The sequence below is a fragment of the Alteromonas sp. S005 genome, from assembly GCF_036864475.1.
GTDB lineage: Bacteria > Pseudomonadota > Gammaproteobacteria > Enterobacterales > Alteromonadaceae > Alteromonas.
On sequence record NZ_JAZETN010000003.1, the window covers coordinates 49,963 to 64,464 of the forward strand.

The 14,502-nt window shown below is 44.8% G+C and carries 11 protein-coding genes; 4 read left to right on the top strand and 7 right to left on the bottom strand.

Annotation, left to right across the window (positions count from 1 at the left end; all coding sequences use genetic code 11):
* Nucleotides 1-148 precede the first annotated feature (148 nt).
* From V7R55_RS05530 to V7R55_RS05555, 6 genes are all read right to left on the bottom strand, one after another.
* Nucleotides 149-1,048, bottom strand: coding sequence for a hydroxymethylglutaryl-CoA lyase (locus V7R55_RS05530; RefSeq protein ID WP_334058069.1), 900 nt, complete (start codon nt 1,046-1,048; stop codon nt 149-151).
* Between the two features lies 1 nt (nt 1,049).
* A complete protein-coding gene (locus V7R55_RS05535; RefSeq protein WP_334058071.1) occupies nt 1,050-3,062 on the bottom strand; it encodes an acetyl/propionyl/methylcrotonyl-CoA carboxylase subunit alpha in 2,013 nt (670 codons plus the stop codon).
* Nucleotides 3,052-3,852 (bottom strand): enoyl-CoA hydratase/isomerase family protein, encoded by an 801-nt coding sequence (locus V7R55_RS05540; RefSeq protein WP_334058073.1) that lies wholly within the window; start codon nt 3,850-3,852, stop codon nt 3,052-3,054. The genes V7R55_RS05535 and V7R55_RS05540 overlap by 11 nt, the downstream gene beginning before the upstream one ends.
* 11 nt (nt 3,853-3,863) lie before the next feature.
* Complete coding sequence (locus V7R55_RS05545; RefSeq protein ID WP_334058075.1) at nt 3,864-5,471, bottom strand: carboxyl transferase domain-containing protein; 1,608 nt, start codon at nt 5,469-5,471, stop codon at nt 3,864-3,866.
* A gap of 243 nt (nt 5,472-5,714) precedes the next feature.
* Complete coding sequence (locus tag V7R55_RS05550; RefSeq protein WP_334058078.1) at nt 5,715-6,884, bottom strand: isovaleryl-CoA dehydrogenase; 1,170 nt, start codon at nt 6,882-6,884, stop codon at nt 5,715-5,717.
* On the bottom strand, nt 6,881-7,288 hold the full coding sequence (locus tag V7R55_RS05555) for a MerR family transcriptional regulator (protein ID WP_334058080.1): 408 nt from the start codon (nt 7,286-7,288) through the stop codon (nt 6,881-6,883). Before V7R55_RS05555 ends, V7R55_RS05550 begins: the two co-directional genes overlap by 4 nt.
* 350 nt (nt 7,289-7,638) lie before the next feature.
* On the opposite strand from V7R55_RS05555, the gene V7R55_RS05560 reads away from it, so the two are divergent.
* The 4 genes from V7R55_RS05560 to V7R55_RS05575 all read left to right on the top strand — a co-directional run bounded on the left by V7R55_RS05560 (nt 7,639) and on the right by V7R55_RS05575 (nt 12,757).
* Nucleotides 7,639-8,814: a thiolase family protein gene (locus V7R55_RS05560; protein WP_334058082.1), complete on the top strand. Its 1,176-nt coding sequence runs from the start codon at nt 7,639-7,641 to the stop codon at nt 8,812-8,814.
* Nucleotides 8,815-8,906: 92 nt separating this feature from the next.
* Nucleotides 8,907-9,995, top strand: a complete 1,089-nt coding sequence (locus V7R55_RS05565) for an alpha/beta hydrolase family protein (RefSeq protein WP_334058083.1) — start codon at nt 8,907-8,909, stop codon at nt 9,993-9,995.
* Entirely contained in the window at nt 9,985-11,220 is a 1,236-nt protein-coding gene (gene kynU / locus V7R55_RS05570) for a kynureninase (protein WP_334058084.1), read from the top strand. Before V7R55_RS05565 ends, kynU begins: the two co-directional genes overlap by 11 nt.
* 103 nt (nt 11,221-11,323) lie before the next feature.
* On the top strand, nt 11,324-12,757 hold the full coding sequence (locus V7R55_RS05575; protein WP_334058086.1) for a diguanylate cyclase: 1,434 nt from the start codon (nt 11,324-11,326) through the stop codon (nt 12,755-12,757).
* 79 nt (nt 12,758-12,836) lie between these two features.
* Here V7R55_RS05575 and V7R55_RS05580 read toward each other — a convergent pair whose 3' ends face one another.
* A complete protein-coding gene (locus V7R55_RS05580; protein WP_334058088.1) occupies nt 12,837-14,492 on the bottom strand; it encodes a FapA family protein in 1,656 nt (551 codons plus the stop codon).
* Between the last annotated feature and the right edge of the window lie 10 nt (nt 14,493-14,502).

Genomic DNA, 14,502 nt, shown 5'->3' on the forward strand with positions numbered 1-14,502 from the left:
TACAGAGACATCCATCCTAGAGGAGTTGAAACCTAAAGAAAGTTTGTAGAGACACCCACCAAAATAATTCCCCTTATACTTAGGGTGGGTGTCTCCATTAGAGATTTCTAAAGGCATGAACATGAGTTCATAGGCCCGTTATGAAAGACTATTTTGCTAAAAGTGCATTGGCTGATTTAGACACAGGAGAGCGACCTAAAATGTCGGAAATATACGACGAAGCTACAAGCAGCTTATTCATGTTGACTCCCGTGGAAATATCCATACCGTTTAACATATACAGGACATCTTCAGTTGCGACGTTACCGCTGGCTCCTTTTGCATAAGGGCAGCCTCCTAGGCCTGCAACAGCCGAATCGATGGTTGAAACTCCATATCCTAGCGCCGTGTACAAATTAACTAGTGCCTGTCCATAGGTATCATGAAAGTGGGCGGCAACCTTGCCAACACTAATCTCTTTTAGTACTTCATCAAGCAACATGCTGGTAGCTTTTGGTGTGCCCACTCCAATGGTATCGCCTAGTGAAACTTCGTAACATCCCATGTTAATCAGTTCCTTGCTTACCTGTGTAACGGCATTCGGAGAAATATGACCTTCATAGGGGCAGCCCATTACACACGAAACATAGCCTCTCACTTTTATATTATTGTGGTTGGCTAGTTCAAACACGTCTTCGAAACGCTTTAAGCTTTCGCTGATTGAGCAGTTTATATTCTTCTGTGAAAAAGACTCAGAGGCTGCACCAAACACAGCAACCTCTTTCACTCCTGACTCTATGGCCGCTTCCAATCCCTTGAGGTTAGGAGTCAACGCTGAATATCGAATACCAGCATCGGTTTCTAGCGCCTTAATAACCTCATCTGAATTTGCCATTTGAGGCACCCATTTGGGCGACACAAAGCTACCAGCCTCAATGCGGTTGAGACCGGTTTCGGAGAGAAGCTTTATGAGCTCTCCCTTTTGTTTTGCGCTCAAGGCCTGCTTTTCATTTTGAAGGCCATCTCGGGGGCCCACTTCAACAATGCTTACTTCTTTAGGAAACGTCACACTAAACCTCGGCAGCTTCTTTGGTCGAAAACGCTAATAGTGTGGCCCCGCCATCAACTAATTCACCTGGGTTGAAGTAGAACTCTTCTACTGAGCCGTCGTGTGGGGCAATGATGCTGTGCTCCATCTTCATCGCTTCCATGATTAAGATTGGATCACCTTTCTTAACCTGCTGACCTTTCTCAACCAAATGCGCAACTATTGTTCCATTCATAGGGGCACTGAAATTGGCATCATCACCATCGCTGTTATCATCACCTAACGAGGCTAGAACTACACTAAACTTAGCATGGGTGTCTTTGTTAAAAAGAGTAAACACTCCATCATTGTCTGAAAACGAAAACGTTGATTTGTATCCATTAATTGTCGCTTCCAATGTGTTGTTTATGATTTTGCCACTTACTTTGAAGCTTTTGTTATCTACCGTTAGCTCCCAAGCAGGCTCATTTCCATATTGTAAATGTTTCACCTCAACACCAATCTCTTCTTGGTCGCAAAGCAACGTTAAAGTTTCTTGGTGAATTCCGTTAGACCGCCACGCACCTGCAGTAGACCATACCGATGGGGTTTTATTGTTTAATGCAACTTTTCTGGTTAAAAGCGAAAGTAATGCCATTGTTGGGGTGTTGGCATGGGTGTCTTTGCTAGCACTAGCTACAGGAGCAAACAAGGAATCATTATGTTTCTCCACAAATGTGGTTGTAAGCTCAGCAGCAACGAATGCAGGGTGGGAGGCGACACGCTTGAGGAAGTCAATATTCGTACTTACACCGTCTATATAGTAATCACCTAGCGCACTAATAAGTCGCTTAAGCGCTATCTCTCGGTTTTCTCCCCAAACTACAAGCTTGGCAATCATAGGGTCGTAAAATACGCTTACCTCATCACCTTCAACAACACCAGTATCAACGCGAACTACGTTATTTTCTTTTGGTGTACGCAACAAGCAAAGAGTGCCGGTAGAGGGGAGAAACTCGTTGCCTGGATCTTCAGCATAAATGCGCGCTTCGAATGCGTGTCCTGTTAACGTAAGTTCATTTTGTTGCTTAGGAAGTGGCTTGCCTTCGGCAATAGTTAACTGCCAGTGAACCAAGTCTTCTCGGGTAATCATTTCTGTCACAGGGTGCTCTACTTGCAAGCGCGTATTCATTTCCATGAAGTAAAATGAATCGTCTTCGTCAAGTAAAAATTCAACCGTTCCAGCACCTACGTAGTTAATGGCTTTTGCCGCAAGAATCGCCGCTTCGCCCATTTTCTCTCTCACTGACTGAGACATATTGGGGGCAGGGGCTTCTTCAATAATCTTTTGGTGTCGGCGTTGAACTGAACAATCACGTTCAAAAAGGTATACGCCGTCGCCATGGGGGTCACAGAAAACTTGTATTTCAACATGACGAGGACGAGTTAGGTATTTTTCAACCAGCATGTGGTCGTCACCAAAGCTGGCCATAGATTCACGTTTAGCGGCGTTTAAAGCTTGAGAAAATTCTTTTTCGCTCCAAACTTGGCGCATACCTTTACCGCCACCGCCAGCCGCGGCTTTTAACAGAACTGGATAGCCCATTTCATCGGCCGCAGCTTTTAATACAGCTTCACTCTGTTCGTCACCGTGATAGCCCGGTACTAACGGCACGCCTGCTTTTTCCATAATGCTTTTTGCAGCAGATTTAGAGCCCATAGCCTCTATTGCTGATGCAGGTGGGCCTACAAAGATAATATTGTTTTCTGCACACAGATTGGCAAATTCAGCGTTTTCAGATAGAAAGCCATAGCCTGGGTGAATTGCATCTACACCTAGTTCTTTCGATTTCTCAATAATGAGATCACCACGTAAATAGCTTTCTTTTGACGGAGATGGCCCTAGATAGACAGCTTCATCAGCCATTTGTACATGAAGGGCATTTTTGTCGGCGTCAGAGTAGACGGCTACTGTTTTTATACCTTGAGCGTTGGCTGTCTTTATAACGCGGCATGCTATTTCACCACGGTTTGCAATTAGTAATTTATTTATCATTCTTAACCTCCACCCATGACGCATTGCGCTTTTCTAAAAAGGCTGACAGACCTTCTTGACCTTCTTCAGATGTCCTAACTTGTGCGATAAGTTTGCTCGTCTTTGAGAGAAGGGCATCGTTAATCTCTTGCGTAGACACCCACTGCACTAAGTCTTTTGCTTTAGCTACTGCCTTGGGGCCGTTTTTCAGTATGTTTGATACAATGTCATCTATTGTGCTATCTAGCTCGTCTTCAGTTACTGATTCGCTCAATAGCCCTAGTCGTCGTGCTCTGCGCGCAGAGAATACCTCAGCGGTTTGAAAGTAGCGTCTACACACACGAGCGCCCATCGCTTCAACAACGTAAGGGCTGATAGTTGCTGGAATGAGGCCTATTTTAACTTCGCTCAAGCAAAATTTACTGAGCTTACTGCCAATAGCAATATCGCAACATGCAATTAGACCAACTGCGCCTCCAAAGGCTGCGCCTTGAACTCGCGCTATTGTTGGCTTAGGCATTTTATAAAGCGTCTGCAGCATAGTTGCTAATGCAAGTGCATCACTTTCATTTTGCGCTTCGGTATAACTGGCCATTTTTTTCATCCAGTTAAGATCGGCCCCTGCACTGAAACTTTTGCCTTCCGCTCGTAAAATAAGCGCGCGAACGTTTGCGTCTTCACCCGCTTTTTTAAAAACGCGAGTAAGCTCGTTTATCATTTCGTCGTCAAAGGCATTATGTTTTTCAGCTCTGTTTAAAGTAACAGTGGCAATGTTTCTTTCATCTACGCTGTAAATCACGGATTGTTCCATTACCTGTACTCCTACATTCTAAATATGCCAAATTGGGTGTCTTCGATAGGCTTGTTTAGCGTCGCTGAAAGCGATAGACCTAGCACTAATCGTGTATCTGCCGGGTCAATAACCCCATCGTCCCAGAGTCTTGCAGATGCATAGTATGGGTGTCCTTGCTTTTCGTACGTATCGATAACAGGTTGTTTAAATGCCTTTTCTTCTTCTTCCGACCATGACTCGCCTGAGCGCTCTTTTTGGTCGCGCTTAACCTGAGCGAGAACGCCAGCAGCTTGTTCACCGCCCATTACAGAGATTCGAGCGTTTGGCCACATGAAAAGGAAGCGTGGGTCATAGGCTCTGCCGCACATACCGTAGTTACCTGCACCGAAACTTCCGCCGATAAGCACTGTAAGCTTTGGCACATTCGCACATGCAACGGCGGTTACCATTTTTGCGCCGTGTTTTGCGATCCCGCCGTGCTCGTATTGCTTACCGACCATAAAGCCGGTGATGTTCTGCAAAAATACCAGGGGGATTTTTCGCATGGCGCATAGTTCGACAAAATGAGCACCTTTAAGCGCGCTTTCACCAAAAAGTATGCCGTTGTTAGCCACAATGCCTACAGGGAAACCGAAAATGCGCGCAAAACCACAAACCAAGGTTGTGCCGTAAAGCGGTTTGAACTCATCAAAGTCTGAGTCATCCACAACACGCGCAATGATTTCTCTTACATCGTATGTCTGACGACTATCTGCAGGCACAATGCCGTATATCTCTTTTGTGTCGTAGCGCGGTGGTTTTACCTCGGCCACATCTAGGCATTCTGGCTTCTTTCTGTTTAGTCTGGAGACAGCATTACGCGCTAATGAGAGTGCGTGGTGGTCGTTGTTGGCGAGATGGTCGGCAACGCCCGAAATTCGAGTATGAACGTCACCACCGCCAAGCTCTTCTGCGGTAACTACTTCCCCAGTTGCAGCTTTAACAAGAGGTGGTCCTCCTAAGAAGATAGTCGCCTGCTCTTTAACGATAATACTTTCATCAGCCATAGCTGGAACATAAGCTCCGCCCGCCGTGCACGACCCCATTACTACTGCAATTTGAGGAATATTCTTGGCAGACATATTAGCCTGGTTGAAGAATATACGGCCAAAGTGCTCCCTGTCAGGGAATACATCATCTTGGCGCGGCAAGTTAGCGCCACCTGAATCTACAAGATAGATACACGGAAGGTTATTTTGCTCCGCGATAGTTTGTGCTCTAAGATGTTTTTTAACGGTGAGAGGGTAATACGTACCGCCTTTAACGGTGGCATCGTTTGCAACAATCATACATTCGATACCAGCAACAATTCCTATGCCCGCAACAACTCCTGCACAGGGAACATAGTCGTCGTAAACTTCCCAAGCAGCCAATTGACCTATTTCAAGGAATGAAGTGTCTGGATCGATAAGTGCGTTTATGCGGTCACGTGGTAGAAGCTTCCCTCGCGAGACGTGGCGCTGCGCTGCTTTTTCGCCGCCACCCTGGCAAATTTGTTCTATTTTCTCGACAAGATCATTTACCTGAGCCTGCATATGTTCGGCGTTTGCGATAAATGTTTCAGACTTCGTATTTATACTTGAGCGAAGAACGGGCATAACCCCTCCTTTTATTGGGTATTCGCGACAACATCGCGATAACCACTAGTTAGCAAGATGGTTAGCATGACACCCATACTAGACGCTTTTGCTGCGGTGGGTGTCTTTGCAATTCTAATAAAGTTCAGCTTTTCTAAATCTCTTTATGTAGAGTAGGGTGGGTGTCTTGCTAAATTCTATGAAATAAGGAACGTCAAATTTTTCCTTGTTTCAAACAAATTATTTTCCACCCTAAACTCCGTATCATTTAGATTCGTTAAATAGCTCGCGACCTATAAGCATTCGGCGAATTTCGGACGTTCCCGCGCCAATTTCATAAAGCTTGGCATCACGTAGTAGGCGACCAGTAGGGTATTCGTTTATGTAGCCATTTCCACCAAGTAGCTGAATGGCATCCAATGCCATTTTAGTTGCTAACTCGGCTGAGTAGAGAATAGCGCCAGCTGCATCTTTACGTGTTGTTTCACCGCGATCGCAGGATTGTGCAACGGTATAAACATAGGCGCGTGCAGCATTCATTTGTGTATACATATCAGCAACTTTGCCTTGTATTAGCTGAAATTGACCAATCGATTGACCAAATTGCTGACGGTCATGAATGTAAGGAACTACGATATCCATGCACGACTGCATAATGCCTAGCGGGCCACCTGATAAAACAAGACGCTCGTAATCTAGGCCGCTCATGAGTACGCGAACGCCTTCACCTTCTTTGCCGAGAATATTTTCAGCGGGTACTTCGCAATCTTCGAACACTAGCTCACAAGTGTTAGACGAGCGCATGCCGAGTTTGTCGAGTTTTTGCGCGCGGCTAAAGCCTGGAAAATCACGCTCCACAATGAATGCTGTGATACCTTTCGGGCCGGCGTCAGGGTCAGTTTTTGCATAAATAACAAAGGTGTGTGCATCAGGACCGTTCGTAATCCACATTTTATTGCCGTTGAGAATGTACTTGTCGCCGCGCTTTTCGGCTTTCAATTTCATGCTAACAACGTCAGAGCCTGCATTAGGTTCACTCATTGCAAGTGCACCAATGTGTTCACCGCTTACTAATTTCGGCAAATACTTTTCACGTTGAGCGTCGTTACCATTTTTGAAGATTTGATTTACGCAAAGGTTTGAGTGAGCGCCATAGCTCAAGCCAATCCCACCTGATGCTCGGCTAACTTCTTCCATCGCAATAGTGTGGGCGAGATAGCCCATATCAGAGCCACCGTACTGCTCTGATACGGTCACACCAAGTAGACCCATATCACCGAGCTTAGTCCACAATTGATTTGGGAATTGGTTGTCTGCGTCTGCTTGTTCAGCAAGAGGAGCAATCTCATTTTGTGCAAATTGATAGACCTGGTCACGCAACATCTCGATGTCTTCGCCAAGTCCAAAATTTAAAGTAGGGTAGGAGGTGTTCATGCGATATTTCCTCGTTTTAATTCTGCGAGTTCTTCACGGCAACGTGCTTCAACATCATCCAGCTCTGTCATTAACATCTGAATATCTTCTAATTGTTGTTTAAGCACCGCTCTTTTTCGCTCAGTCATTTCAAGCATGGCTTCTAACTGAATGGCTGAGTTGGGGTTAGTGTCGTACATGTCGAATAGTGTCTTGACTTCAGCAAGGGAAAAACCCAAGCGCTTTCCGCGTAAGATAAGCTTTAAGCGCACTCTATCTTTATTTAAATAAACGCGATTTTGCCCGGTTCTTGACGGTGACATTAGCCCCTGCTCTTCGTAAAAACGAATTGAGCGAGGAGTAATGTCAAACTCGCGCGCGAGTTCGCCTATTGCATATGTTGTTTCGTCATCGTACTTGCTCATTACATGTACCTTGTTTTTAGCGCTGTTTAACACCCTTGTTCTTAGCGTGGGTGTCTCTGTAATTAATTTTGCTGTACAGGGTGGGTGTCTTTGCAATTACACTATTGTTTTTAAGCAGCGTATTTTTATACCGCCATATTAAAACGTAGTGTTTGGTTGACACTCACTTGGTACAGGTTTACGTTAACGTTAATTACATTTTACGTTAAGGTAAAGTAACATTTTGCTAACGTCAATTTTTCATGGTGAAGGCAAGACGTTGTAGCTGTTAGGGGTGTTTACTTTTGTATACATCTACGTAGCTTTATTCACTTAACTCTATAATTTTAATGAATTTTAAGGGCACGGTTATGAGTAACGAATCAGTAGTTATTGTCGCGGCTAAGCGCACACCAATGGGTGGTTTCAACGGTAATTTGTCTTCGCTTGCTGCGACCAAACTTGGAGAAGTTGCGATTAAAGCAGCCTGTGAAGAGATGGATGTCTCTGTAATTGATGAAGTCATCATGGGGTGTGTATTACCTGCTGGTCTTGGTCAATCTCCGGCGAGACAAGCGTCACTGGGGGCGGGGCTTCCGCTAAGTGCAGGTGTGACAACTATCAACAAAGTATGCGGGTCGGGCTTAAAAGCGGTAATGATGGCCCACGACTTAATTAAAGCAGGCAGTGCGACAGCAGTCGTGGCAGGCGGGATGGAAAGCATGAGTAATGCGCCATATATGTTGCCTAAAGCTAGAACGGGATATCGTATGGGCCATGGCCAAGTACTTGATCATATGATGCTAGACGGTCTGGAAAATGCCTATGACGGCAAAGCAATGGGGTGTTTTGCGCAAGATACTGCCGATGAAGAAAACATATCTCGCGGCGAAATGGATGAGTTTGCTCTAAGCTCGCTTTCCAAGGCACATGAAGCAATAAACAGCGGAACTTTCGTCGATGAAATAGTACCCGTTACAGTTTCTTCTCGTAAGGGCGATACTGTTGTTGATACCGATGAAGGCCCAGGTTCCGCTCGCCCAGAAAAAATTCCAACACTAAGACCGGCTTTCAAAAAAGACGGTACGGTCACGGCTGCTAACTCAAGCTCAATCTCTGACGGTGCAGCGGCACTGGTTGTAATGAGCGAGAATAGAGCGAAAGAGCTTGGCCTAGCGCCATTAGCACGTGTAGTTGCTCACGCTACAAATTCTATTGAACCTGAAAACTTCACCGTTGCCCCTGTAGGAGCAATGGAAAAAGTGTTGAATAAAGCAGGCTGGACAAAAGAAGAAGTTGATTTGTTTGAGATTAACGAAGCTTTTGCAATGGTGACTATGCTAGCAGTCAAGAAACTCGGGCTAGATGAAAACAAAGTGAATGTTAAAGGTGGTGCATGTGCACTGGGCCATCCAATCGGTGCATCAGGCGCACGTATTTTGGTAACGCTTTTACACGCGCTTAAGCAACGCGGCGGCAAAAAAGGAATTGCATCTTTGTGTATAGGTGGTGGCGAAGGCGTAGCACTAGCTGTTGAGATGTTTTAAACAGAACTCAGCGATAACATGTCAAAAAATTAATCATAGAGTGCCCCATTTAATTAGCACTCTATGATTTAATTAAAATAAAAATCATCAATATGAAATTTCCCATCAAAGCTATCTCTCCATTAACAATTGCTGTGCTAGCGGTACTTTTTGCCGCCGTAGATACACAAGCGACTTCACTTCAGAATGAGAGTGGCGTTGTAAATAACAATGTAATTTACAATGACACCCATGCTAACTCGAAGTTTTACCGTGGAGCACAACTGCTTTCTTTTACAATGGGTGTCATCCAAACAACGCCGAATTACAAAGACACCCATGTTAATGAACCGAACTTGTTTCCGAGAAACGCTTCGGTTGACACCCATGCAAAAAAGTTCGCGAACACAAAACCACGGCTGCTGACTCAAGTACCATTTTCTGCGTTGGGTGTCTTGCCAACGTCAGAACAGGACGATCAATTCAGCTACGGCGACGACCCGCTTCAGACTGTGTATATCTGGCATGGCCGGGGTGGGGATGAAAATGAGTTCGCTGGGGACGCCGTCATATTCGTTCATGGCGGATGTTGGCTTAATGCATACGGCTTCGACCATGCTAAAGGGTTCTATCATGCGTTGGCAGAACGTGGAATGGGTGTCTATGCAATGGAATATAGACGCGTTGGCGATGATGGCGGCGGCTGGCCCGGTAGTTTGGAAGATGTAATTAAAGCTGTGAGGGCATCAATTGTGAATATTGAGGCTACAGGCGGTAGCGGCGACATATATTTGGTGGGGCATTCCGCAGGTGGGCACCTAGGGCTATTGGCTGCGCAGGCTCTTTCAGAAAGCGATGTAAGTAAAGCCATCAAGAAGGTCATAGGGCTTGCCGCTATAACGAACCTGCAAAGTTACGCACTTGGCGAAAACAGCTGTCAGACAGCCACGCCGCAGTTTATGGGGGGAATGCCATCCGATGACAAACGTACATATAAACTGGCTACACCTAATGTCGCTGATATCACACCCCCGGTAATATTACTGCAAGGCGAAGAAGATAGCATTGTTCCCAAACATCACGCTTTAGTACCTGGTGCCAGAAACAGAATAATAAAAAACGGCGGTCATTTCGACTGGCTGCACTCCGAATCAACATCCTTTGATGCTTTACTTGAGGTTTTAAGTCACCATGATAAATAAGGTTTTTTCTGCTAAGCAGCTTGATGAGAAAGACCCCCTTTTTAGCAAGGCGGAAGAATTCGCGCTGCCAAATGATACTATCTATCTTGACGGTAACTCTCTTGGGCCCTTGCCGAAAAAAGCGGAAGAGCGTGCTAGCGAGGTCGTAAAAACACAATGGGGTGAAGGCCTTATTACAAGCTGGAACAAGCACCAGTGGATTTCGTTACCACAGCAGGTGGGTGACAAAATTGGCGCGCTCGTTGGTGCCAAGCAAGGTCAAGTAATATGCTGCGATTCGATATCAATCAATTTATTCAAGGTGCTTAGCGCTGCCTTGAAAATGCACCCTGAAAGAAAAGTTATCGCCACCACGAGAGATAATTTCCCTACCGACATCTACATGGTTCAAGGTTTACTTGACTTGCTGGGCGATGAATATAGCATTCGTTATATAGATGAAAATAGTGTTGGTGCCCAGCTTGAAGATGATATCGCTGTGCTGATGTTAACCCAGGTTAACTTTAGAAGTGGTTTGAAGCTTGATATGAAGGGCATTACAGAGCAGGCGCACAATAAAGGGATTCTCACGCTATGGGATTTAGCACACAGCGCGGGCGCGTTTCCCGTTGCCCTCGATGAGTGCAATGTAGACTTCGCTGTTGGTTGTACTTATAAATACTTGAACGGCGGTCCAGGTGCCCCGGCATTTATTTATGTTGCTCGCCGACATCAAAGCGCGTATACCCAACCCTTATCAGGTTGGATGGGTCATAGCTCGCCATTTTCATTCTCTCCCGACTACACCCCCGATACGTCGGTAAAACAGAACTTGTGTGGTACGCCAGGTATTATTGGAATGAGCATCCTTGAAGCCGCTCTTGATGTGTTTGAAGGTGTTTCAATTAAAGCCATTGATGAAAAATCTAAAAAGCTTCAAGCCTATTTTATTGCTGAAGCTAAAAGAGCGGGCTTATTAGATGAGCTCAAGGTTGTAAGCCCGTCGCTCGATAACAGAGGGAGCCAAATTGCGTTTGCTCACGACGATGCTTATGCCATCTGCCAAGCATGGATAGCAGAAGGTGTCATTGCTGATTTTCGTGCACCAAACATACTTCGTGTTGGCTTTGCGCCACTTTATTTAAGTTTTGCCGATATTGAAAAAGCGGTAACAGCATTGGCTGCTATCGTGAGTGAAAGACGTTATGATAAGAAGATATTCAAGCAACAGCAGAGTGTTACCTAGCTAAAGAGTGCCTAAATAGTCGAATTTATTGCATTTTCTGCGTTTAGACTTAATACTTCGCTGCTGACTTGTCGTTGATGTCATTATTCTTTTGGGTGTGCAGTTGAGAAAAATAAGAAAAAACCTGCTTTGCACAGTGTTGTTCGTAGGAGCCGTTTTTAGCGCGCTCTTGCAAGCTGCATCTGAACAATCATTAGCATCTCAAAAAACAAACGAAGTAACCTATTGTATTGATCCCAATTGGGCGCCTTATGAAGCAATAAGAAATGGTATTCATGTAGGTATCTCAGCCCAGTATATGCAGCTTATTGCTGAACTAAGCGACCTTAAATTTAAGCTAGTTTCTACACAGAGTTGGCAGGAAAGCTTAGAGTTTGTTCAGCAAGGCAAGTGCCAAGTCATCCCCATGATGAATACCTCTGATTATCGTAAGCAGTTTTTAGATTTTAGTGCGCCGTACTTTGAAGCACCAAATGTACTGGTTGCCCGCACGGGAATGCCTATGCTGCAGGGTTATTCAGGTATTGGCAATCGTACAGTAGGTATTGTGCAGGGTTACCGCCAAGTCGAGTATATTTCTCGTCATTACCCTGGATTGCGATTAAAACTCATCCCATCCGAGGAAGAAGGCCTTAAACAACTCGCAAACGGTAAATTTGACGTTATGGTGGGCTCATTGATGAGTGTGAATATGCACATTAATAACCTTGAGCTTGAAGATTTACACATTGTCGGTTACGCCGAACCGTTTGACTCTCTGGCATTTGGTGTTAATAAATCTTACGGCCATTTAGTAGAAGAACTTAATGTTGCAATAGAGCGTATTCCAGAGACGAAGAAAGTAGAAATCTACAAGCAGTGGAATAACGTTCAGATCCGTTATAGTCGTAATTATGCCGTGATGATACTGAGTTCAGTTATTATTTTGATGGGGCTGCTATGGCTAATTTCGAGAAACCGCCATGTGGGTGACTACAAGCGCATAATTAAACAAAAAAATGAAGAGATTAGTGCGTTACAGGCAAATCTGTTAGAGAAAAACAAAACATTAGGTTTTCTTTCGGCTTACGATACGGTCACGGGTTTATATAACCGCAATCACATGATACAGAGAGCGGAAGAAGAAATATCACGCTTTCATCGGTTTCATACTACCGCCACATTAATCGCCATTGACTTAACACCTGTTGATGAAAACTTATTTTCTCACGACCCTTGTATTAGAGAAGAGGTGTTAAAGGCAGCAGCCCAAAATTGCCTTAATACTGTAAGAGAGGTCGACGTTGTTTCAAGGTTCAATGGAGAGCAGTTTATTGTGCTTTGCCCACAGACGCAATTAGACTCAGCGAAGATTCTAGCAGACAGGCTGTTAGAATGTATGGATTCTCACTATCAACTAGGTGATAAGTTCAAAATTGCCATTGGCATGGCTGAATTACGTGAGTCAGAAGAGTTTCCTGACTGGCTTGAACGCACTATAAAAGCGCTATATCAGTCTAAGCGGCAAGGCTACTGCAACGTGAGTATTGCTCAGTAATAAGCCATCCTTTTAAGGCTTGGTTCATAATAAGTGAGGCGAAGCCTGAAAAATTAGGCTTCGCAAGCCTTGGCACCCCTTATATTATTGGCTCATAGTGCCATTGGTGCGAGTCGTAGTGGATTTGAGCGCGATCGTACTCTCGCTCAGAGCGCCAGTTTCTATTATTTAACTTGGCAGAAACACCTGGGTAGAGCCTTTTATTGGCTATAAGCTTAACGTCGGCCTGATAGTTTTCTTTCGCTGCTTTAACGTCGTTAGCTTTATTCTCCAACCATTCCAGCAGCGCACTTTCATTGTTAAATAGCTCAAGGGCTTCTGCTGCTTTTCGCTGTAGCTCTTTAGGGATTTTTTTACCTTGAATAAGGTCGATTTTTTCTTTGTGTTTTAAGTTATTTTCGCGAATTTGCCTTAGCAACTCATCAAGGGAATCTTTGCGCTCTAGTAGTTGATTAAAACCAGGACTGAAATCAACTTTCAACGTACTTCCAGAAACAGCGCCGAGGGTTCCAGCTTCAACTCTATCTTGACTGATAATGTCACAGGCAAATAGGTTGCCCATAGGCTTATCTATTTGCCCCACAATTACAGCCCCACCGCAACGCAGACGACTGTACGCAAGCTGTCTACCAACAGTAATATTTCCAGCGCACTGTATGTCGATGCCTTGACCATGTTGTACGTGAATACTCCCTGCGGCCACTAATTTACACTGAAAATCACCTTGCTTATCGTTGACCTTGCCCATCGCGCCTTCGGTGATAATAATGTCACCGCCAGACTCGATATAAGCAGACTCTACAAAACCGTTGATAGTAACGTCACCTGCCGCTTTTATCTGCATTTTCTCGGTGACATCGCCATTAACTAATACTGCGCCCTCATAGTTTACGTGCCCTGTACCAACGTTGACACCGTTACAGATAAAAGTGTCGTCAATATTCATAACTTGGTCGCGGTATTTAGGCATTCCAGAAATTGACGACATTAGTAAGTTTGCGTCGCTATCAGAGACAACCGTTCCTGTCCCCATTTTAAAGTCTACCCATTCACCTTCAACGGCTGAAATGGTATTTCCTTTTACGTCAAAGCCAGAACGGCCTTTGGTAGGCGGAGTGCGGCGCAGAACAGGCGTGTTTATTTTAACGCATATCACTTCGCCTAAGTTGCGCATGTCAACCCGTTCACCTTCGTTCGTTTGCGGTCTAAGTATTCGTTCAAGTGCGTTTGGGACTAGTGGAACAAATTTGGAGTTTTTTCCATCTCGAGCAGGAAGCCCTTTGGCAATAGTTTCCTCTAAAACAGTGCCAGGCGCTACATTTCTAGCCTCTTTGAGCATGGCGTCTATTTTTTTAGTACTTACACCTCGAACCACTCTATTTTTGACCGCTAACGATTTAACCGTTGCAAGGGAAGGGAGTTTACCGCCATAGGGGGTAGTGAGAACTAAGTTTGCAGTCATGCCGTCTTCAGGCAGCCGAAATTCAACTTCGGCATTTTTACGTTCTCCAATACGCTCTTGAACCACAGTACCATCGCCTGTTTTGAAGTAATGGTTGGCCGTCTCGCAAGCTGATTTCAATGCCTTTTCTGACACATAAAGGCGCTTGGTTTCGCCACTTTCCAATTGCTGTCTAACTTCGCGAATATCAACCTCTGAAGTAAATTCAGATGGGTTTAGCATAATGTTTATATAGGTTCTTGATTTGTCGAAGCTTATTGTAACGCCATTCATGACTACTTAT